Raw genomic sequence first — 20683 nt, forward strand, 5'->3', positions numbered from 1 at the left:
GGCACAAACTTTAAGAGATATTTTTTTATAATACCTTTATGTATATCAGAAAAAAGAAAAATACAAGTGGTTCAATAAGTATCCAGATTATAAAAAAGATAAAGGGTAAATCTAAAGTAATTGAGAGTATAGGATGCTCAAAAGATCCAGATAAAATAGAAAGACTTTTAAAAAAAGCTCATAAACGAATAAAAGAGTTAGAGCCTACACTATTTGATAGTGTAAAGCAAGAGGAACAAAAACTAAAATTTTTGCCAATATCAAATGAACAAGTAATACCCATAGGTGATGAGTTATTTTTTGGTGCGATATTTGACAGGATTTTCAATAAAAAAACTATTTTTCAATCAGTTTATAAAGCAAATGATAAACATGAGCTTTTTAAAGCACTTGTTATCTCAAGAATACTCTACCCAGGCAGTAAACTTTATCTGAGTGATTATCTTTTTTATTTTAAAAAGAAAGAGATTAGTGATGAAGCGATATACCGATTGGTAGATAGTCTCTATAAAGATGAAGTAAAACAAAGAATTGAAGAAGCTGTATATAAAGATACACTTGCAAAAGTAGGTGGTAAAATAGCAGTATGCTTTTATGATGTAACAACTCTGTTTTTTGAAAGTGAAAGTGAAGATGATTTAAGACGCATAGGCTTTTCCAAAGAGGGCAAATTGGCTCGTCCTCAAATACAACTTGGACTATTTACAACCTTACAAGGCTATCCACTCTCCTATGAGGTGTATCACGGTAAAAAATATGAAGGGCACACACTTCTTGAAGCACTACTAAACTTTCAAAAGAAATTTAAACTTAAAAACAAACCTATTGTAGTAGCAGACAGAGGAATGCTCAATGATGCAAATATTGCTTTTTTAGAAAATAATGGATACAAATATATACTCGGTGCAAAAATTAAAATGTTACCAAGTGGTATCAAAGATAAAATTATAAATCTGACGTTTATTGATGATAACGTAACCCATGAAATAAATATCCACAAAACCATAACATAAAACAAGATAAACAAAAACATTCTCTTGATATATCCCAAAGGCTCATCCTGACATATTCATCACAAAGAGCGAAAAAAGACAAATACCTAAGAGAAAAAGCTTTAGATAAACTCAAAGCAAAAATAGAGTATTCAACAAACCTGACCAAAAACGATTTAAAACTCTCCCATTATGCAAAATATTTGGATATTGTAGATGACTGTAAGGTGGAGTTTAGACTCAATCATAATAAAGTTTTACAAGATAGTAAGCTTGATGGACTAAAAGGGTATTTAACAAACGATACTACACTTTCCCATAAAGATATAATAGAACATTACCAAAATCTCTGGCATATTGAAAAAGCTTTTAGAATCTCAAAAACAGATTTGCAAATACGACCAATACATCATAGGTTAGAACACCGTATAAAGGCTCATATCCTCATTAGCTTTGTAGCTTATGCCATATATAAAGAGTTTGAAATAAAAACAAGAGAGATTAAAAAAGAGTATCAAATATCATATAAAATTTTACGAGATTTAATTAAACATGTATTTGCTATAAAGTTCGATGATGGTGAGATATTTCCCATTAAGCTATCAGAAGTCCAGCAAAAGTTTTATGATGCTTTACATAGCTAAATTTTAAAATATTTTAAGGTTACTCAAAAGTGGGTGGCAAATCGTGGAAAACAGGAGTTGTTCTTGTATAGATTTTGCACCATTAAGGTGTAAAATATTCAAAATCATACTTCTAAGAATAGTCATTAAAAATGGATTTAAATGACAATTATGAGCATCTTCTAAAAGTGAATTATCTTTGTATTGATGCATGGTTTCCACTTTCCAATGGTGTAAAATTTTATTGTGAAAGAATTCTGCACTTTCATGAAAATTTGCAATACAGAATTGAATTCTAGTGCTATTAGTAATCTCGCCAGTTTTATGATTTGTTGACTCTACTTTTTTTATAACTTTTATTATTGAGCGAATATGAGTTATGCCATTATGATAAAAAGTAGTTGGTTGATATACAAACACCTTCCTATTAATCCATTCATTAGATTGTTGGACAGGTTTAGCCTTGTAAATATTTGTCGGTTTTATATCTCTTGAAATTTCATCTATTTTATCAAGTAAGGTTTTTTGATTATCTTTTACCTTGGCAATATATTTTGAACCACTATTTTCGATAGCATCAAGAGTTTTTTTGGGTATTCATTGCATCAAAAGTAAAGATAAATTCATCTCCCAATTCCCCTATCATAGCCTGAAGGGCAGGTATTTCATTCGACTTCTCTGCTATTTGTTGATGAGCAATTATTACCCCTATCTCAGATAAAACAGCACCAACTACTTCTATTGATCTCTTATCTTTGTATTTGCTGCCATTCATAACCTTGCCATCTACGCTCAGGTGCTTTCCTCTTGTATCGACATAGGTTCTTATCCATTTCCTAAAAACAACTTCAACTTCTTGGCTATCAACTTTCGCTAACACATCAGAAACCAAACTTTTCTTTGGTGTTAATATAAACTCTACACCTAATAATCTTTTAACTTGTTCTTTTTGAATATGCTTCTCTATCCAAATAGATATTTGCTTATAGTCAGTTGCTCCCATCAATCCAGCCAATACTGAAAGATATAAAATATGTTCTAGTCGGTGTCTTTTACCTTGAGGTTTCCGATAGTCTGTCACCTCTGAAAACAATTTTAAAAGTTGATTTGATTGGGCTTGATCTGCATACCCTCTTATAGAACGCTTTTTCGCTAATTTTTCTCTTGTTTTTGTTGCCATATGTAATCACTTTAGTTTTTTAGAGTTCAAGCAATTATTGTTCTTCTTTTAAATTCCTGTTTTTTTAGGATTGGGGTGTTGGTAGACGGACTTATTATCTATGATTATTTAGAATTAAGAAATAAAGAACGAGAAGACGAAAATATAAGAATTGAAGAAAAAAAGAGTGCAGAAATCAAATATATAAAAGGTTCAACAGAACTAACTACCAAGGAAAAAAAAGAACGGATTAAAGAGATAAATAGAGCTTATGCACAAATAACACGAAAAAAGATAAAAGAAGAGATAGCAAATGAACTAAATTATTCTATTGATACGGTTGAAGCATATTACAAGGCAACAGCCAAACTTATAAAAGATAAAAATTATTTAAAACTGCTAGAGGGCGAAGACAAAGAACTCCTGAAAAATTTCAAATAAAACTCTTAACATAAAACTTGATAAAAGAGAGGGTATAAAAAAACGCAAATTTTTGTACCCTAACTAACATACAAAATTAACATACAATTCAAACAAGATTAATCAAACACGCTAAAAACAAAATTTAAAGTGTGTTGCCACCCTTTGGCAAGGGCATACCATTTTGAGAGAATGGCTTCTAATAAGGAGTTTTCATTATGGAAAAAAGATATTATAGAGCGAAAGAAATCGCCGTGTATTTAGGTGTAACTATTACGACTGTATGGAACTACTCAAGCAAAGGGCTACTAACGCCTATCAAATTAACTTCTAATACGACAGTATTCGACATTGAAGAGGTTGAGAAGTTTATAGAAAGTAAAACAGCAAAGGTTGCGTAATGAGAAAAGCAACTTTACAGACGCTTAAAGCGTTATATGAGGGTATTGAGGTAAATGCAAGCAATAGTTTAAAGTTTGGTACTACAAGAATTACAAACGAGATAGCAACACTTAGAAATGAGCACAATATAAAAATTGAGACTCAAAAAGTGAAGCTTGATAGTAAGAAGTGGTACGGAAATTATAAGCTTGTTAGAAGTAGCGAAAATTTGCAAAATGTAAAAAGGCTTTTAAAAAGCCAAGATACAAATGAAGCTAAAGGGAGTAATTGACTCTTTGAACTTCATAAGCAGTGATTTAGAGAGTTATTTTGTAGATGATGATTATATCATAGAAGCAGTCAAAAGTACAGGCGTGTTTTATCCTGAAGTGTGGCAAGAGACATTTAAGAAACCGCTTACTAAAAACATAGTGGAAGCTAAAATCTTGCATACTTCATCAGGATTAACATTGCCAATAAAACGCTTTAGCCGAAGTCAGGCAAAGCAAACTTTAGAGTTTGCAGGGCTACACGGATATAATGAAAACTCTAAGCTTTTGCGGGTGTTGCTTATGAGCTTAAAGGATAAATTACAAAACGAAGATATAGCAAGAGTTGATATAGCGATAGATTTTCTAGGCAAGATACCAAACAAGGTTATAAAAAAACTTTGCGAGGACAGAAAGCCATTTAGATACTTTAACACTACTTACTACAAAAGCAAGAGTGAGAAAAAGCAAAACAATCGCTTAAATATCAAAACCTATAATAAATCACTCACTAAAAATGAGACAAAAAATATTCAAAGATTAGAGTTTAGTTTTTTAAGTAGTTACATACAGAAAACAAAGCTTAAAGATATAAGAAAACTTTATAAGAAAATGGAAAAAACAATCAAGCGATTTAGCGGCTTAAATGTGCAAATCCAATTCCTATAAGTTATATCATAAGTTTTTTTCGCAAAAACCTCAACAAAGCCCAAAATATAGGGCTTTAAAGAGGGTTAAAAACTGAACGCTAAAAAATGGGTGTTTTTTCACTTGATTGTGAGTGATTTTTTACAAAAAGAAAATGCAAATTTTGAGATTTATTTTTCAAAAAATAGCATTAGCAAGAGAAAGAAAAAATAAGGAAAAAATACAATGAAATTGATAGATATAGCCAGTGAATTTCAAGCCATTTATGAAATGGCAAGTGATACAGACGACATCGAGACAATAACAAAGCTTTACAATGAACTCAACGAAGATTTAGAAGTGAAAGCAGATAGTGTGAGAGTTGTATTAGCAAAGCTAAAAAGTGATAGTGATTATCTTACAAGTGAGATAAAGAGACTACAAGAGAGAAAAAAGAGCATTGAAAAAAATGCAGAAAATTTAAAATCTCTTTTGATGTGGACCTTACAAAAAGTTGGGATACCAAAGTTAAAGACTGCAAAGGCTACTTTTTACTTTGCTACTTCTAAAAGTTTACAAGTTAGTGATGAGGTTAAATTATCTTCATTACCTGATGAATATATCCAAATTGAATATAAGACAAATAAAAAAGCTTTAAAAGAAGCGATTGAAGCAGGCAAAGAGATACCAGGCGTAACTATTGTGGAAAATGAAACACTAAGGATTAGATAATGCAAACCTCAACAAGCAACGAGATAATAGAACTTGATCCAAACACGGGAGAAATAAACTTACCAGTACAAAGCGACAGTTTCGACACGATAAAGCAGGTAAAACTAAAAGCAAGTAATGTGATAAGTCATAACGACTTTGTAAAGATAAACGGCAGATATGAGCCGACAAAAGACGGACTTACAAAAATATTATCATCTTTGCCTATATCTTACAGTTGGAAGATATTAAGTGATGAAGTGTTAAGCCTGGACGGCGGAGCATACGCAAAGGTAAAAGGAGTATTAAGCATACACATAGGCGAAACTGTGCGAGATATTGAGGGTATGGGTGTTGTAGAGCGGAATGAATTTAGTAGCGGAATGAAGTACAGCTTGCACAATATGCTAGCAAAAGCAGAAACAAGAGCGTTAAAGCGTGCTATTGATGTAGCCTTTGGCAGCATAATAAATTGGTTTGTTAAAACACAGCTTGAAACACAGCCAACGACACAAAGGCAATAAATGCGACAGATAGAAAGCCAACATCAAAGAGCATTATTTGAATGGATACGCACAAAACAAGCAAGAGATAAACGCTACTCAAAAATCTTTGCAATTCCAAACGGTGGTAAGAGAGATATGAAAACAGCGGTTAATCTTAAGCGCGAGGGCGTTCTTAGTGGTGTATGGGATATATTTGTGCCTATTCCAAGTAAAGGGCTTTGTGGCTTATGGATTGAGATGAAAGCAGGCAAGAATAAACTCACAGATAATCAAAAGCAGTTTAGAGACGGGCTTGAATACTGCTATGGCTTTGCGGTGTGTTATACCTGGACGGAAGCAAAAGAGATTATAGAAAAGTGGTTAAAAAAAGGGAGCGGGTCCTTTGGAGCATAGGAAGCTATACGGGGCTATGTACTCGCGGAAACCGCGTAGTTTATAGCCTAAAAACTTGCTAAAGATTTGTGAGTTATGAAGCGCACGAAGTGCGATTATACACAAAGATATAAAAAAATGTAAAAAGGAAGTAAAAAAATGAAATTGATAAGCGGTGCGGAATGCGTGAGACGATTAAGACAAGCAGGAGTTTATAAAGGCAAAGAGAGTTATTTTTCTCAACTGGTGCAAAAGGGAGTTATCCCTTATCATCAAAAAGAAGCCTCTCCAAAAAAGTGGTATGTGTTAGATGAGGTAAAGCAAGCATTAAAAGATTGGGAAGACCCAAGCCGTGACGCACAACGAGAAGCGAACGAAGCCAAAAGGCGAGAATTGGCAATATCACAAAAGATAAATGAGCTTGAAAGTACACTTTTAGCAAATATTGAGAGCTTTAAGAGTGTAAAAACGCTCAACGCTGATGATTTTAACTTAGATGACTTAGAGGATATGACGCAAGAGGAGTTTAAGCAGGAGTTGAAAGAGATAAACTCTTCAAATATGCTTATCTCCGAAATGGCAACGGATTACTTTAGAGAGCTAAGCGAAAAAGGACATACGGGAAATACTTACCTTGTACTTGCCAGTGAAGCAGTGGAGTTTTTTCAAAAATGGTTAATGCTTGATGAGTCAATAGAAGAGTTTTACGGTGTTACAAAGAAGTGAGTACAACAAGAGAGGGAGCTACCCTCTCAATGTGCTAAAACAACTTAGTAAGATAACCAAGAAGTAACAGCAGAATGATTACCCTTAGAAGCATAACACTCCTTTATTTTAGCACTCCCACCCAACACTACCCACGATTTACCAAAAAATTAGGCAAAAAAAAAGCCCGACCTCAAAAAGAAGCCGAGCTTTACAGTGCTAAATCGGGAGCTACCCGAGAGTTATCATTCTGCTTGATTGAAATTATATCATAAAATATAAACAAATAGAAATAATATCAAGCGTCTTTACAGACATTAGCCCGAATAATCTCTTTTAACTCTTTGCACTCTTTGTTTTCTATGTAGAGGGTTAGCCAGGATTTTACCCAATAGGGAATACCTCTATCTTTATTGCTCCAATTATTAACGCCTTGCGTTGATGTACCTACAAGCTCACTAAACGATTTTTTAGTAAGTGAAGCTTTTTTTAGTAACGATTTAAACTCTTCATTATTCATTATGCACCTTTTTTATGTTTTATAATCAAAAGTATAACATAAATCACATAAATATAATCAAATAATTATACTTTAAGTTATTATTAATAATCATTAGATTATACTTTTAAAATAATAACTAATCAAATGATTAGAAAAAGGCTTAAAAAAATGAAAACACGACTCACACTAAACGACATCAAAGATGAAGTAAGCAAAGAGGAGCTTTTAGAGATTATCGGGTTATCTCTTGACGCTGGTATCTCTATCGAGGAAGCAATATCGGAATTTATCGAAGCAAATTACAACTTAGAGGAGGTAGCATAATGCAAGTATCAAGATACAAAGTTGATGAGATTATTAAATCAACTCACGGCAAGATTTTTAGTTGCGAGTTCATCAAAAAAGATGGAAGCATTAGAAAAATGGTAGCACGATTAGGAGTCGCCAAAAATCTAAAAGGGGGAAAGAACGGGGCAAGTGTAAAGAACAGCTTAATAACTGTTTGGGATATGGTAGCAGGTGGTTACAGAATGATTAACCTATCTACACTCACAGCTTTAAAAGTTGCGGGTGTTACTTATAAGGTGGTGTAAGATGAAAATAAAAGTATTTACATGTAACGGCTACAAGATAGTAAGTGTTTTAACATTTGATGATATTAAAAAAATATCTGAAAGGTTTGAAAGATGGGAGTATATAACATAACGATAGACATCACACAGCAGACAGCAGAGGCACTCATAGAGCTTGATAATAGATACTTCTTTGATTTATTCAAGCCTATAAGAGAGAACGAGGACGAGGAATACAAATACCGTGATGCTATTTACGAAATAGCACAAAAAATTAAATATGCAGGGAGAAAAAATGAGAGATATAAAAGCAATAGATAACGCAAATATGGCAAAAGTTTACATAAGAGGGGCGATAGTTCTCACGGACTTGTTAAAAAATAGCAGCGAATGGAACGAGGATTACATAAGAGACGCTTTTTTCTCTATTGAGAGCGTTTTAGATTTGGCAATAAATGAGCTTAATAATATTACACACGAAAAAGGGGTGCGAAATGGGTAAAAAGTTAAAAAAAGCTTACAAGAAATTAGCAAAATATGAGAGAGAAAAAGAGAGCCTTTTAGAAAATATAAAAAGACTACAAATTGGCTTAGAACTTGAAAAGAAATGGCTACGTGAGTGCAGAACAGCGTTACAAGATTTAAAAAACGCTCTTTTGTCTCCAAGTGCCACACAATGGTATGAGAGTAGAATTAACGCCCTGGAAGATATAATAAGAACTGGTGTATCAACTGCTACAAGTTACGGAAGTATGGCAGCACAAAACAGAGACTTATCAAAAGAGGTGCGTGAGCTTAGGTTAGCGGTTTATGGAACGATAAAACGAAAAAAGGACATGGAAAAATGATACAAAATAACGACAAGATAGAGTTTAACAAATGCGATTTATCAAAACCGATAACGCTTAAAGAGTTTAAAAAGGCAACGGGGCTAAGCAAAAAGCAGGTTAAGAAATCACTTGATGAGCTTTTAGAGAAAGGCTTTATCAAAGTATTTGCAGAGACAAAGAAAGGCACCCTTTATCTTTTAAACTACAACATACAAGGGGCGTGATATGGAACTGATAGAAAACTTTACAAAAGTGCCTAATGAATGCTTTTATGTAATGAGGTTTGTTAATGGCAGCACATATAAAATCTATTTTCTTATCGTAAGAAAAACATTTGGATATAACAAAAAGAGTGACGGCATTAGCATTTCTCAATTTGTAAAAGAAACCGGTGTAAGTCAAACGCAGGTTAAAAAGTCTATAAATGAGCTAAAAGAACTTAAACTTATCAGAGTATTAGGACAAACAAAAAAGGACGGCGGGAAGTCTTACAATAGATATTCTATCAACTTAAAAGCCATTGATACCCTAGGTCAGAAAGTGTCTAAGGGTAGGGCAGAAAGTGACCAAGGGGTAGGTCAGAAAGTGTCTATACAAAATACAATCAAACAAAAGAAGAGAGAGATAAAGGCGAAAAAAACTAATTTTTCCAAAACAGCTTTAACCCTTGCTGATATTTTTAGAGATGAAGACGAAAATCAAATCAATAAACATATAGAAAATTATTTAGATTATTTAGTGAGTGTTCAAGAGTATGTTAAAAATAAAAACGCTTTTAAAATAGCAGTGAAAAGAAAAATCAACAAAGGTGTAAATGAACAGTTAGAAGATTTAGAAGAGTGGTATTTGTCTATGATGTGTAAAAAGTTTGAGGAGCGTTACAAAGGTGAAACGATTATTTATAATTCGGAATTTTTAGAAGTACTTATGGTTTACCCGTACTTTAGAACGGAAGGCTTTAATAGAGATGATTATATTTTTATCGGCATTGGCACAAAAGAGCAGATAGAAACAGATGAGTACGCAACACTAAAAATGAGCAATTTCAAAGAACTTGAAATATTTTTAAAAAAAAGTAATTTATGAAAAGTAACAATATAAGCGATTTAAAGCCTTTTAAGCTTTTAGTTATGCTTAGGTATTAAAAAAGCTTTTTAATGGCTTCTATCTACTCTAAAATGATTAATATCGCATATTTTACTTAGTCACGTAAACAACAAATGAGAAAAATTAAAGAAATATATCAATTTTTACAAATATGCTACAATTTTGCAAAGGTAAAATAATGCTTGATTTTATAGAGAGAAATTATTTATTAGTTTCTTACTTTGTAGGTTTTTTTATTTGGGTAATAGATATAAAAATAATGAGCACAGATTTTTTAATATTTTTGGCACTCTCTCCATTGCTTGCAACTCTTACAGGAAGTATCGCTTTATTGGCAATGCTTTTAGCATTTTTTCCTATAATTTATGGCTATGAACTATTTAAAATGATATTTTGCAATTCAAGCAAAAGATTTTAGGGAGCGTTTTAGGGAGTGTTTTTTTAAATATCTCCTATAATTAAGTAAATAGCATATAGTTGTAATCCCTAGCTGGTCCACCATCTGTTTATACTGAAATCATTAAGCTTCTATATAATAACCAATCCCCTGATTGTTTTTGATAAGGTCAGTTTTTAGTTTGTTTCTCAGTCGCCATACCAAGGTTCGCAAATTGTTTTCCGTTATCAGCTCTTCTTTGTTCCATATATAGTTTGTGGCCTGTTCAAAGGTGACTACCTGTCCCATATTTATGAGCAGAAGTTTCAAAAAGAGACTCTCTTTTTTGGTCAGTTTGAGTTTTTGGTTTTGATAAAAAGTTTCTTTTGTTTTGAGGTTGAAATGGTAGCCAGTTCCAAACTCAATAATATTTTTATCCGTTTTTTTTGTTTTTTTATCTATTTTTTTTATTTCATAACCACGGGAGGCTATATAGTTTTCTATATCTACTATATCTGTATCATTTGCTTCAAATACCAGTACAACATTTTTACTCATAAGCTCCCCTGTTAATATTAAAAATAGCAACAGTATAACAATGAAGTGTAAAAGCTGTGTAAAATATTTCTTTTAATCAACTAATAATTATGATAAAATTTCATTATGATAACTCATTTTTTCAAAAAATATCTCAGTATTATCTTTATTATTGCAACTTTTATGGGTGTTTTTCATCATCATAATGATTTAAAACAGCATAATGACTGTAAAATCTGTACAGTGCAGTCAAGCCTGTCACATGCCGATACCCCTGTTGCCGTGGATTATCTTACAGAGTTAGAGATATTACGCGAATCTATCATCACTCCATTAATCTTGTTACATGTAAAGCAGATTTACACTACTCTTTATGCACGAGCCCCTCCAAAAATCTCCTAATTCAATACCATTAATCTAAACAGTTTTTTCGGAACCAGTATTTCAATGTACGCTGAGAGTGACAGGAATGTTGCAACAGTCGGCACTGCAGAAAAAAATTTAGTTTTTCTAAGTCATGCTTTAGCATAGAAAGTACCGATTCCGACATATTTTTAGGAACCCGTACTTTAGTGCGGGCGAGAGTGGCAGGAAAATAGCAATAGTCGGCACTAAAGTACCGATTCCGGGAGTTTGGGTTTTCTACTTTAAAGCTTGGATTTCAAAAAAACCATAAAATTACTACTAAAATATTGGAGAGACAATAATGAAAAGAACTATATATCTGTCTGCTCTTTTATGTTCATCTTTATTTGCAGATGCAGATTTGGATGCCTTGAAAAAGCAGGTACAAGAACAAAAAACAATTATGCAAAAATTAGAAACAAAACTGGATGTTTTGAGTAAAAAGCAGGCACAAATGCAAGTAGAACAAAAAAGTATGCAGGCAAGTACACCTGCTGTAAATACTTCTGCTTCTTTTTCTCAAAATGCCTATTTACCAGAAATCGCTTTGATTTTAAATATGTCGGCAGTGAGTCGGGATGTAAAAAACAGTGATTATGAAAATTTTCAGATACCGGGTCTTATAAATGATGATGGTATATCACCGGCGCCTTTGCCTTTTAACAAAAACAGAGGCTTTAACCTTAATTATGCAGAGATAGCCATGCACTCTGTAGTTGATCCCTATTTTCAGGCCTATGCATATTTTCATCTGCAGCCAAACGAGTTTGAAATAGGTGAGGCATACATTCTGACAACATCTCTGCCTTATGGGCTGAGAGTCAAAGCCGGAAAATTCAAAAGTGATTTTGGACGCATAAATGCAAAGCACCAACACTCCTGGCATTTTGATGCACAGCCTGTTATCTACGAAACACTTTTTGGTCCCGATGGCATCAGTGACCCTGGTGTGCAACTCCAATGGGTCGTTCCGACAGATACATATATTATGGCGGGTGCAGAAGCGATGCAGGGAACAAATGAGAAAAGTTTTGGCGATACCGAAGCAAATAATCTTTATGTCGGTTATATAAAATAAGTGTTGATGTGGGCGATGATTTGTCAATTCTTGGCGGTGTGAGTATTGCCCACGGGAAAAATACAACAGCAAATGCCACCGATGTTTATGGGGTTGATTTGACACTACGTGAGCAGTTGGGAAGCTACAGCGCAGTTGTCTGGCAAAGCGAATATCTTTACAGAAACAAAGATGTCGGCACAGGAACAGACAAACAGGCAGGGCTTTACAGTGAGCTGATTTATCAGTATAACAACAACTATTCAGCAGGTTTGCGTTATGACGCGATTACAAAAAATGAGACAGACCTCTCTTCTTATGCGGGTATTGACACGGATAATTTGGACAGGTATACAGCCGAACTTGAGTATAAACCATTCCCGATGTCACGCCTACGTCTCTCTTACACTTACGACAGAACAAAAATCATAGCCGGTGAGAGAAAAAACATCAGTGAAGTAATGCTTTCACTCAATCTTGCAGCAGGTGCGCATGGTGCGCACTCGTATTAGGAGAAAAATATGAAAACTATACTACTAACAGTTTTACTCACAAACTTTTTGTTTGCTACAGTCAAAATAGATACAACCTATACAACAGCCGGTGCAATTGCGCAAAAAATAGGAGGAGACTTGGTACATGTAACGGTTCTTGGAAGTTCAAAGTATGACCCGCATTTTATCGTGCCGAAACCTTCACTTATTGCAAAGCTCCGTCAGGCAGATCTGCTCATCATAAACGGAGCAGGTTTGGAGCTTGGCTGGCTGCCTCCGCTTTTGCGTGCGGCAAACAATGCCAAGATTCAAAACGGAGCCAAAGGCTTTTTGGATCTGTCTCACTATGTACATTTGATAAATGTACCGACAACCGTTTCACGCGCCTTTGGTGATGTTCATGCGCAGGGTAATCCCCACTATACAACAGATCCTTATGCTGTCCTGCCAATGGCAAAAGCCATAGCACAAAAGCTTTCGCAAATTGATCCACAGCATGCAGCGCAGTATGAAAAAAATTTGAAAAAGTTCACAAATGGCTGGCAAGATTATTTACAAAAGTTTGATGCAAATATGCATACATGTAAAGATAAAAAAGTGGTACAGTACCATCCGCTTTTTAACTACTTTTTACAGCGATATAACTATAAAATATATGGAACGATTGAACCGCTTCCCGGGATTGCTCCGAGTTCAAAACACACTTTGGAGTTGATCAATATCATGAGAGACAACGGTGTGAAAAAGATTTTGCAAGATGTCTATCATGAGAAAAAAACTGCAAAATTCATCGCAAGCAAGACAGGAGCGAAAGTACTTATAATCCCCCATGACTTAGGTGCGGATAGCAGTACAACACTCCAAGAATTTTATAACAACATAGCAAAGAAAGTATGTCAGTAATCGAATTGCTTTGGCCGGCTTTTGTGCTGGCTGTTGCTTTGGTATTTATTCACTCCATCTTCGGATTGGAGATTATCAAACGCGGGGTTATTTTTACCGACCTGGCGATAGGGCAGATTGCGGCTATCGGTATGGCTTTGAGTGTGGCTTTTATGGATGCGCAGTACCAAACGGCTATGACACTCTTTTTTGCACTTTTAGCGGCTGTAGTTATTACCTGGGCGACAAAAAAAGTGCAAAAAATAGAGGCGTTTATAGGGCTTTTGTATGCGCTTGGCATCTCTTCGATTATGCTTATACTGGCACAAAGTCCGGAGGGAACGGAACTCTTTTCCAAACTGAGTGCGGCAGATATTCTTTTTACTTCAAGCGAAGATTTGTATAAAAGTCTTATGCTTTACGGTGCTGTTTCGTTTGTTATGTTTGTTGTCTTTCCGAGAATGCAAGGTGTGAAAAAAGAGTTTCTGTTTTTTACGATGCTCGCGCTCACTGTGACCTCTTCCGTGCAGTCTGCCGGTGTTTTGGTTGTTTTTGCGCTGCTGATTGCACCTTCTTATGCAGGGCTTATGCAGAGGAAAACAAAACCTTTTGTTTTTGCCTGTTTGTTTGGCTCTTTGAGCATTGTCCTTGCTTTGCTTGGTTCGTATTATTTGGATTTGCCTACGGGGTATGCCATAATTTTTGTCACAGTTTTGTTTTCACTTGTTTTTGTTATTATTTCCAGTATAATGAGGGATAAAAAAATGAAAAGAGAGTAGATGAAGAGTAAAATATTAGTCGGTTTGCAGTTTTTTATCATATTTTTAATGATTTTGCCACTGGGGACGCCGACAAAACATCTGTCTGCCGGTTTAATGATTTTGATGCTGGGGATTATTACGGGTCTGTTGGCTGTAAAAGAGCACAAGCGGGGAAATTTCAATATTCGTCCCGACATCAAAGAGAACTGCGAACTGGTGACAAAGGGTATTTATGCGTATATAAGACATCCGATGTATCTCTCTGTGTTGCTGAGTATGCTAGGTGTAACTGTCATTTATTTTACATATTATGAATTTGTACTTTACAGTTTACTTTTGGTGACTCTGTTGGTAAAGCTGTTGTATGAAGAGAGTTTATGGCAGTGCCATAACCCTGCCTATGCCACATACATGCAAAAAACAAAAAGACTGATACCTTTTGTTTTTTAGAAAAAGGCTGCTGTAATGGATATCGCTTTACTTATAAAATCTCTGGCAGCTTTGAGCGGGGCACTTGGTCTTTTAATCCTTTTGTATCTCTATTTTTTTCATGCAAAAAAAACCAAAAAGAAAGGAGTCTTGAAAAAACATTTACATGTAAGAGAAGCAAAGCCTGACTTTAATACGCTGCTTGAAGTGATAAAAGATAAAAAAGCAACAACTTCAGAACTCAGAGAAGCTGTTGATCTGCTGTTGAAATATTATGGAAAAATTCCTAAAAAGTTGGGATTACGGGCCCATCCTGAATTTGAAAAATATTCAGAGTTGATTTTAAGAATCTGTCATCATCCGAATGTTACCAAAGATATCATCCTCAAGCTTGACAAAGAGCTACACAGGCGTAACCCTGAGTATGCCCTTGAACTGGATGACTCTTTGACAAAAGGTTTGGATACAAGAGGCTTTTAAACTTTATCTGCCTGTTGATTCTTTGACCGCAGAGAGAAGTTCTTCAAAGCCGACTTCACTTGCATGTTCGACCTCTTTGAATGTCTGCAGTGCTGCATCAAAATTCCCCTGCATATTCTCCTGTATCGCTTGTTTAAGTCCCTGATGCACTTTTTTGTGATGTTGTGTGATGCTTGAAAGGTGACTGTTACCTTTGAGCAGGGTATGGGCAACTTCTGAAAACCACCTGCCAAAACGGCAACTGTTTTCATCGGGAATATCAGTGCTTGTTTTATCAAGGATTGCTTCGTATCCCTTGATTTTGAGTGCAATATGGTCAATTTTTCCGTTACTGACATTAAACTCAGCTGTAAGATTTTGTGTTTTGTTCTTAATTTCATTGGAATTTTCTACGACTTTCTGGATATTTTCATTAAAAACATCGACTATTTCCATTACTTTGGATGTTTCATTCATAAAAGTATTGCCGATTTCTATAATAGAGTTGGAGTTTTGTTTGAGTCCGTTGATGTTAATTTCTACTTCCTGGGTTGCTTTTTGTGTACGTTCTGCAAGTTTTCTTACCTCATCGGCAACAACGGCAAAACCACGTCCGTGTTCACCTGCACGGGCTGCTTCTATGGCTGCGTTGAGTGCGAGCAGGTTGGTCTGGTCCGAAATATCTTTAATGAGATTGATGATTTCTGAGATAGACATAACACTGTCATTGAGTGCATTTGAGTCTTCCCCCAAGGTATTGGCATGTTCCTGAATTGTTTCTGTTGTAGATATGATTTCAGCAGTCTGTTCTTCAATATTGTGCATCCGCTCATTTGTTTGATCATTGAGCTCATTAATCTCTTCAAGTTGAATGAGATTGTCTTCGATGGTTCCCTGCAAAAAGTGTGTGCCGCTGCTGTAGCTTTCAATGATGAGTTTGACAAAAGCATCATTTTTCATCTCAGAAGTGCTCTCTTGGGTATTTTGCTGATTTTTCAGTTGTTGAATTTCATCATAAAGCCTGTTGTTTTCAGCCTCCATTGCTGCTATTTTCGCTTTATACTCATTTTCAAGTTTTTCAAGTTTTGCACTGCATCCAAACATATTTGATTCCTTTTACTTATTTCCTGTTATTTTAGCATAATCCGGGTTAAATTAAGACTCACACACTCTATCAAGTGGCAGTGTAATCATAAAACAGCTTCCCTTGTCAGTATTCTGCCAGGAAAGTTCGCCTCCAAGATGTTTTTCTACAATGATTTTGGACATGTATATGCCAAGACCTGTGCCGTTTTTGGATTTTGATGTGACATAGGGCTCTCCGAGTTTTTTGAGTATTTCCGGTTTTATGCCTCCGCCGTTGTCACAGATTTTAAAGGCTATCTCTTCTTCTTGTTTTGTGACATCTATGCTGATATGTCCGCCTTCTTTGGTGTTTTCTTTGATGGCATCCTTGGCATTGTTGAGGATATTTATGAGGACCTGCAACAGTTGGTTCTGATAGGTACAGAATTCAATATCGCTGTTTTTCGCAAAAGCGAGTGTGATGGCATTGTTCTCTAAAGATTTTTCAACAAGATGTGTGAGCTTTTTCAAAACAGTATCTGCGGTGACAAGCTCTTTCTTTTTGTCAGGCTGGAAAAAGTTTCTAAAATCATCTATGGTGTGCGAGAGGTATTGCGTCTGTCCGTTGAGTGTATGAATGAGTTCCTGCAGAGATTTTGCATCAACACTTCCCTGCAGTTCCAACTGTGCCTGAATATTGTTTGAAACCATGGAAATCACACTCAAAGGCTGTCTCCACTGGTGGGCTATCATGGAGAGCATATCTCCCATTGCCGCCTGACGGGACTGTGAAATCATCAGTTCGTCTTTTTTCTGTATATCGGTGATATCCACAATGGCTATGAGATACAGGGTTTCATTGCCGTTGTACTGATCGTCAAGTTTGACGGCATGCAAAATCCCGACTCGCTTCTCTTTTGATTTTGTGGTAATAGTCTGTTGCTGTCTGGGCTCTTTTAGAGGGTTTTTGTAGTATTGTCTAATGCTTTTCATGCTCTTTTCATCTTCATGAACAAACAGTTTTTTCAGCATTTTTTCGATTGTCGGAATCTCATGGAGAGAATAACCTGTATTTTCTTGAAGAATCTTATTGAGCATTAAAATCTCTCCGTTTGTATTGTAAAGCATCAAAGGAATGGGTGTAAACTTTATCATTTTTTCAAATCTGTTTTTTTCGACTTCGAGTTGGTACATTAAAAGCTTGAGTTGTGATATGTCCCGAATTATTTTGAGCAGATAAAGCGGTTTTTTTTGTTCGTCGACTAAAAGCACAACTGCCAGACTTACCCAAATGACAGTGCCGTTTTTATGGACATAACGCTTCTCGACATGGTATGATTTCTTTTCATTGTTTTGGAGTTGTTCAAGCATGTATCTGTCTGTATCTCTGTCCTGGGCAAAAGTGATGTCGGCGACATGCATATTTTTGAACTCCTGCTTTGTGTATCCCAGGAGTTTTGTGAGGTATTCATTGGTATCTATCAATCTTCCATCAAGTGAAACATGGGCTATGCCTATGTCTGCCTCTTCAAAAGTCAGCCTGTAAAGATGTTCCTGCTCGTAAAGCTTTTTTGTGAGTGTTTCCTGATTGGTTATGTCTATACCGGAGCTGATGATATTTACAATGGTGCTGTTTTTGTCTTTGATGCAGGTGTTTCGCCATGATACAGTGTGTTTGTTACCCTCTGCGTCCACTATTTGATTTGTATACTCCTTGACAGATTCTGCTTTTTGAGAGACAATTGCGTCAAAAATATTTTGCATCTTCGGCTGTTTTGATTTTGGCACAAAATGCTGAATGAAATTTTTGCCGAGTATCTTCTTTTTTGGCAGCCTGAGCAGTTTGGAACCACTGTTGTTTATCATCTGCACACTTCCGTGAAGATCCAAAATCAGCACTATCGTTTCTGTTGAGTTGAGATACAAATCGTTCATCTTGTGCTCATACTCAGCCTCTTGAAGCAATTTTTTCTTTTGTGTGATATCATGAAAAGAGAGCACAGCCCCGTTGACTTTTCCCTCTTCTATAATCGGATTCTGCAGTACTTCAACATCAAAAGGCGTGCCGTCTTTTTTGAAAAAAAGTTCCTCTTTGCGGACAGAAATCCCTTTGATAAGATGCATATGCAGCATGCACTCCTCAAGGGGGTAGTGGCTGCCGTCGGGTTTTGTATGGTGCCAGATTCTGTGGGCATTTTTCCCAAGTAGTTCGTCCTCTGTATAGCCCAGCATTGTAAGGGCGGCTTCATTGACAAAAGTGTGGCACCCCTGCAGGTCAAGCCCGATGATACCGTCATGCGTGGAATTCAAAATCAAAGAGAGCTGTCTTTGCATCTTCTGCTCATTTGCAATGGATACCTGCAACTCTTCATTGGAGCTTTGCAGCTCTTCGTTGGAAGTTTCGAGCTCTTCATTGGCACTTTGCAACTCTTCGTTGGCGCTCTGAAGCTCTTCGTTGAGCAGTTGCATATTCTCTTTGGAAAGCATCAGCTCATCCAAAAGAGCGTGATTGTCCTCCTGGAGTTCCTGCACCCGGTTTGAAAGGTTTTCTATCACATATGATTCGTTTGGCAAGACTATTTCTCTGGTGTTGAACTCCAAATTGTTGGCATTGAGTTCCTGAAAGTAGAGTAAAATAAAAACAGCATCCTGTTTGTTTGCAAAAGGAGTGGCAATGACTTTGACAAAAGTCTGTCTTTTTTCGCCGAGTTTGACTTCGATAAATTTTGTGCTCTGCACTTTTGCGCTTTTTGCAGTCTGATCAAGAATCTTTTTGACGCTGTACTGCAGCTCTTTTTTCAGGTTTTCGACAATATTCAAAGTCACAAAACCGTCATTAAGTTCTAAAAAAGGGTTATTCCCCTGTTTGTAGACAATGGTGAAATTTGTATCGACGATAATGCACTCCGAAGAAAAAAGTTCAAATACGCTATTTGTTATCTCTTCTTGTATGTTGATATCTTTGAGGGTGAATGTTTTGACTTCCGAGAGGTTCTGTTTGGCATGTGTATGTGTTGAAAAGTAGTGCGAAGAGATTTTTGGAGGATTCTCAAGCTGCTCTTTGATGTAAATCTTATGCTCCTGGTCGAGCGTTTTAAAATAGGCAACGCTCGTAAGTGTTGATTCTGAGGAGCCTAAAAACAAGAGACCTTTTTCTTTGAGCGCATAATGAAAGAGTACAAAAAGATCTTCCTGGACCTCAGGCAAAATATAGATAAGAAAATTTCTGCAGCTGATGATATCCTGGTTGATAAAAGGCGGGTCGCATAAAACATTGTGTTTTGTAAAAATAATCTGAGAACGAATAGCCTCTTTGACCTTGTAGGCTCCGTCTAAGGGGATAAAATACTCTTTGCGTATTTTCTTTGGAGTCTTTTGGAGTGCTTTTTTGGAGTAGATTCCTTTTTTTGCAACCTCAAGTGCTTTTTCGTCAATGTCTGTGGCAAAAATATGGACATCGAAATTTTTTTTGAGCTTTTGTTTGATTTGGTCAATGGTAACAGCCAGAGAGTAGGCCTCCTCTCCTGTAGAACAGGCAACAGACCAGACTCTCAGGTCATAGCTGTCGGGCTTGTCAGAGAGGTACTCTTCAAGATGCTGTCGGAGTGCCTCAAATGATTTTTCGTCTCTGAAAAACTCTGTAACCCCGATGAGGATGTTTTGATACAGTAGATGCAGCTCATCCGGATTGGCATTGATATAGTCAATATACTCTTCAAGCGTTGCACATTTATTTAAAAGCATCCGTTTGCTCAGCCGTCGCATAACAGTCTCTTTTTTATACTTTTCTATGTCAAGGGACTCTTTTTCTTTGAGAAGCTTTACAATCTTCATGAAAGGTCCGGGTGCGGTATGCACGATGTTTACAAGATTTTGGGCTATCTCTTTTACCTCAAATATATAGTCAATGAAACCGCTTGCAATCGCATGTTGCGGCATCTCCGGGTACTGGGCCTCTTTTGGAGACTGGGCGACGGTGATACCGCCGTGTTCTTTGATGGTTCTGACACCCGCAGTTCCGTCATGTCCTGTCCCGCTGATGACGATACCAAGGCAGTTTTCTTTTTTGTAACTGCTGAGCGATTTGAAAAGTGTATCGATAGAAGGCGTCGGAATATGGGGTGTATCGGGTGCTTTTTCAAGCAGCAGTCGGTGGCGTGTATAGATGAGGTTGTATCCCGGGGGAACAACATAGACATTGTTTGGCAAAAACTGCTGATCTTTTGTGATGAGAGAGACGGGCATAACCGTATATGCGGTCAATATTTCGGACAAGGCACTCTTTTTATGCGGGTCAAGATGCTGGGCAACTATATAGACATACTCCTGGTCTGTGGGCAGCAGAGGAAACAGCTCTTTTAAAGCCTGCAACCCTCCGGCACTCGCACCTATCCCGATAAATACAGAATTTTTCATATCTCCCTCCGTTATTTCTTAATATT

At 36.2% G+C, this 20683-nt stretch carries 31 protein-coding genes and 1 pseudogene; 25 read left to right on the top strand and 7 right to left on the bottom strand.

Annotated elements, in window-relative coordinates; all coding sequences use genetic code 11:
* The first annotated feature begins 38 nt into the window (after window positions 1-38).
* Window positions 39-1013 (top strand): IS1634 family transposase, encoded by a 975-nt coding sequence (locus tag FJR45_RS00305; protein ID WP_193150839.1) that lies wholly within the window; start codon window positions 39-41, stop codon window positions 1011-1013.
* Between the two features lie 47 nt (window positions 1014-1060).
* Window positions 1061-1636 (top strand): IS1634 family transposase, encoded by a 576-nt coding sequence (locus tag FJR45_RS12330; RefSeq protein WP_264299333.1) that lies wholly within the window; start codon window positions 1061-1063, stop codon window positions 1634-1636.
* Between the two features lie 3 nt (window positions 1637-1639).
* On the opposite strand, the gene FJR45_RS00315 is transcribed toward FJR45_RS12330, so the two are convergent.
* Together FJR45_RS00315 and FJR45_RS00320 are read right to left on the bottom strand one after the other, a co-directional pair.
* Entirely contained in the window at window positions 1640-2212 is a 573-nt protein-coding gene (locus FJR45_RS00315; RefSeq protein ID WP_347402232.1) for a transposase, read from the bottom strand.
* Window positions 2193-2795: an ISAs1 family transposase gene (locus tag FJR45_RS00320; protein WP_193149934.1), complete on the bottom strand. Its 603-nt coding sequence runs from the start codon at window positions 2793-2795 to the stop codon at window positions 2193-2195. Before FJR45_RS00320 ends, FJR45_RS00315 begins: the two co-directional genes overlap by 20 nt.
* A 75-nt stretch (window positions 2796-2870) precedes the next feature.
* Between FJR45_RS00320 and FJR45_RS00325 the strand changes: the two genes are divergently transcribed.
* The 8 genes from FJR45_RS00325 (at window position 2871) to FJR45_RS00360 (ending at window position 6786) form a co-directional block, all read left to right on the top strand.
* A complete protein-coding gene (locus tag FJR45_RS00325) occupies window positions 2871-3215 on the top strand; it encodes a hypothetical protein (RefSeq protein ID WP_193150841.1) in 345 nt (114 codons plus the stop codon).
* Window positions 3216-3412: 197 nt separating this feature from the next.
* Window positions 3413-3595, top strand: a complete 183-nt coding sequence (locus FJR45_RS00330; protein WP_193150842.1) for a helix-turn-helix transcriptional regulator — start codon at window positions 3413-3415, stop codon at window positions 3593-3595.
* Window positions 3595-3867, top strand: coding sequence for a hypothetical protein (locus FJR45_RS00335; RefSeq protein WP_193150843.1), 273 nt, complete (start codon window positions 3595-3597; stop codon window positions 3865-3867). Before FJR45_RS00330 ends, FJR45_RS00335 begins: the two co-directional genes overlap by 1 nt.
* A gap of 82 nt (window positions 3868-3949) precedes the next feature.
* On the top strand, window positions 3950-4513 hold the full coding sequence (locus FJR45_RS00340) for a hypothetical protein (protein ID WP_193150844.1): 564 nt from the start codon (window positions 3950-3952) through the stop codon (window positions 4511-4513).
* A 204-nt stretch (window positions 4514-4717) separates the two neighbouring features.
* Window positions 4718-5203, top strand: a complete 486-nt coding sequence (locus tag FJR45_RS00345) for a siphovirus Gp157 family protein (protein WP_193150845.1) — start codon at window positions 4718-4720, stop codon at window positions 5201-5203.
* Window positions 5203-5706, top strand: a complete 504-nt coding sequence (locus FJR45_RS00350) for a hypothetical protein (RefSeq protein WP_193150846.1) — start codon at window positions 5203-5205, stop codon at window positions 5704-5706. The genes FJR45_RS00345 and FJR45_RS00350 overlap by 1 nt, the downstream gene beginning before the upstream one ends.
* Window positions 5707-6081, top strand: a complete 375-nt coding sequence (locus FJR45_RS00355) for a VRR-NUC domain-containing protein (protein ID WP_193150847.1) — start codon at window positions 5707-5709, stop codon at window positions 6079-6081.
* 138 nt (window positions 6082-6219) lie between these two features.
* Window positions 6220-6786: a hypothetical protein gene (locus tag FJR45_RS00360; RefSeq protein ID WP_193150848.1), complete on the top strand. Its 567-nt coding sequence runs from the start codon at window positions 6220-6222 to the stop codon at window positions 6784-6786.
* A 277-nt stretch (window positions 6787-7063) separates the two neighbouring features.
* On the opposite strand, the gene FJR45_RS00365 is transcribed toward FJR45_RS00360, so the two are convergent.
* Window positions 7064-7285, bottom strand: a complete 222-nt coding sequence (locus FJR45_RS00365) for an XRE family transcriptional regulator (protein WP_193150849.1) — start codon at window positions 7283-7285, stop codon at window positions 7064-7066.
* Between the two features lie 150 nt (window positions 7286-7435).
* Between FJR45_RS00365 and FJR45_RS00370 the strand changes: the two genes are divergently transcribed.
* From FJR45_RS00370 to FJR45_RS00405, 8 genes are all read left to right on the top strand, one after another.
* Window positions 7436-7591: a hypothetical protein gene (locus FJR45_RS00370; protein ID WP_193150850.1), complete on the top strand. Its 156-nt coding sequence runs from the start codon at window positions 7436-7438 to the stop codon at window positions 7589-7591.
* A complete protein-coding gene (locus FJR45_RS00375) occupies window positions 7591-7860 on the top strand; it encodes an SH3 beta-barrel fold-containing protein (protein ID WP_193150851.1) in 270 nt (89 codons plus the stop codon). Before FJR45_RS00370 ends, FJR45_RS00375 begins: the two co-directional genes overlap by 1 nt.
* 93 nt (window positions 7861-7953) lie before the next feature.
* A complete protein-coding gene (locus FJR45_RS00380; RefSeq protein ID WP_193150852.1) occupies window positions 7954-8160 on the top strand; it encodes a hypothetical protein in 207 nt (68 codons plus the stop codon).
* The gene (locus FJR45_RS00385; RefSeq protein WP_193150853.1) at window positions 8135-8341 is read left to right on the top strand and encodes a hypothetical protein; all 207 of its coding nucleotides are present in this window, start codon (window positions 8135-8137) and stop codon (window positions 8339-8341) included. Before FJR45_RS00380 ends, FJR45_RS00385 begins: the two co-directional genes overlap by 26 nt.
* Window positions 8334-8687 carry a hypothetical protein gene (locus FJR45_RS00390; RefSeq protein WP_193150854.1) on the top strand — a complete coding sequence of 118 codons (354 nt, stop codon included), beginning with the start codon at window positions 8334-8336 and terminating at the stop codon, window positions 8685-8687. The genes FJR45_RS00385 and FJR45_RS00390 overlap by 8 nt, the downstream gene beginning before the upstream one ends.
* The gene (locus FJR45_RS00395; protein ID WP_193150855.1) at window positions 8684-8893 is read left to right on the top strand and encodes a hypothetical protein; all 210 of its coding nucleotides are present in this window, start codon (window positions 8684-8686) and stop codon (window positions 8891-8893) included. Before FJR45_RS00390 ends, FJR45_RS00395 begins: the two co-directional genes overlap by 4 nt.
* Window position 8894: 1 nt before the next feature.
* Window positions 8895-9755, top strand: coding sequence for a replication protein (locus FJR45_RS00400; protein ID WP_193150856.1), 861 nt, complete (start codon window positions 8895-8897; stop codon window positions 9753-9755).
* 199 nt (window positions 9756-9954) lie between these two features.
* Complete coding sequence (locus tag FJR45_RS00405) at window positions 9955-10194, top strand: hypothetical protein (RefSeq protein ID WP_193150857.1); 240 nt, start codon at window positions 9955-9957, stop codon at window positions 10192-10194.
* A gap of 102 nt (window positions 10195-10296) precedes the next feature.
* Here FJR45_RS00405 and FJR45_RS00410 read toward each other — a convergent pair whose 3' ends face one another.
* Entirely contained in the window at window positions 10297-10710 is a 414-nt protein-coding gene (locus FJR45_RS00410; protein WP_193150858.1) for a helix-turn-helix domain-containing protein, read from the bottom strand.
* Between the two features lie 105 nt (window positions 10711-10815).
* Here FJR45_RS00410 and FJR45_RS00415 point away from each other — a divergent pair, with 105 nt between their 5' ends.
* The 7 genes from FJR45_RS00415 (at window position 10816) to FJR45_RS00440 (ending at window position 15197) form a co-directional block, all read left to right on the top strand.
* Complete coding sequence (locus FJR45_RS00415) at window positions 10816-11091, top strand: hypothetical protein (RefSeq protein WP_193150859.1); 276 nt, start codon at window positions 10816-10818, stop codon at window positions 11089-11091.
* A gap of 304 nt (window positions 11092-11395) precedes the next feature.
* On the top strand, window positions 11396-12172 hold the full coding sequence (locus FJR45_RS12335) for a hypothetical protein (protein WP_226966439.1): 777 nt from the start codon (window positions 11396-11398) through the stop codon (window positions 12170-12172).
* An 8-nt stretch (window positions 12173-12180) separates the two neighbouring features.
* Window positions 12181-12663, top strand: coding sequence for a TonB-dependent receptor (locus FJR45_RS12340; RefSeq protein WP_226966440.1), 483 nt, complete (start codon window positions 12181-12183; stop codon window positions 12661-12663).
* Between the two features lie 9 nt (window positions 12664-12672).
* On the top strand, window positions 12673-13548 hold the full coding sequence (locus tag FJR45_RS00425; RefSeq protein WP_193150860.1) for a metal ABC transporter substrate-binding protein: 876 nt from the start codon (window positions 12673-12675) through the stop codon (window positions 13546-13548).
* On the top strand, window positions 13539-14306 hold the full coding sequence (locus tag FJR45_RS00430; protein ID WP_193150861.1) for a metal ABC transporter permease: 768 nt from the start codon (window positions 13539-13541) through the stop codon (window positions 14304-14306). Before FJR45_RS00425 ends, FJR45_RS00430 begins: the two co-directional genes overlap by 10 nt.
* Window positions 14307-14738 (top strand): methyltransferase family protein, encoded by a 432-nt coding sequence (locus FJR45_RS00435; RefSeq protein ID WP_193150862.1) that lies wholly within the window; start codon window positions 14307-14309, stop codon window positions 14736-14738.
* 15 nt (window positions 14739-14753) lie between these two features.
* Window positions 14754-15197: a hypothetical protein gene (locus FJR45_RS00440; protein ID WP_193150863.1), complete on the top strand. Its 444-nt coding sequence runs from the start codon at window positions 14754-14756 to the stop codon at window positions 15195-15197.
* Window positions 15198-15200: 3 nt separating this feature from the next.
* Here FJR45_RS00440 and FJR45_RS12640 read toward each other — a convergent pair whose 3' ends face one another.
* The 3 genes and pseudogenes from FJR45_RS12640 to FJR45_RS00450 form a co-directional block, all read right to left on the bottom strand.
* The gene (locus tag FJR45_RS12640; RefSeq protein ID WP_264299334.1) at window positions 15201-15518 is read right to left on the bottom strand and encodes a CZB domain-containing protein; all 318 of its coding nucleotides are present in this window, start codon (window positions 15516-15518) and stop codon (window positions 15201-15203) included.
* Window positions 15507-16280 (bottom strand): annotated as a pseudogene (locus tag FJR45_RS12570) (methyl-accepting chemotaxis protein); the annotation flags it as partial. The gene FJR45_RS12640 and the pseudogene FJR45_RS12570, both read right to left, overlap by 12 nt.
* A 51-nt stretch (window positions 16281-16331) precedes the next feature.
* A complete protein-coding gene (locus FJR45_RS00450; protein WP_193150865.1) occupies window positions 16332-20657 on the bottom strand; it encodes a PAS domain S-box protein in 4326 nt (1441 codons plus the stop codon).
* Window positions 20658-20683: the final 26 nt, after the last annotated feature.

This window comes from Sulfurimonas sediminis (assembly GCF_014905115.1).
Lineage (GTDB): Bacteria > Campylobacterota > Campylobacteria > Campylobacterales > Sulfurimonadaceae > Sulfurimonas > Sulfurimonas sediminis.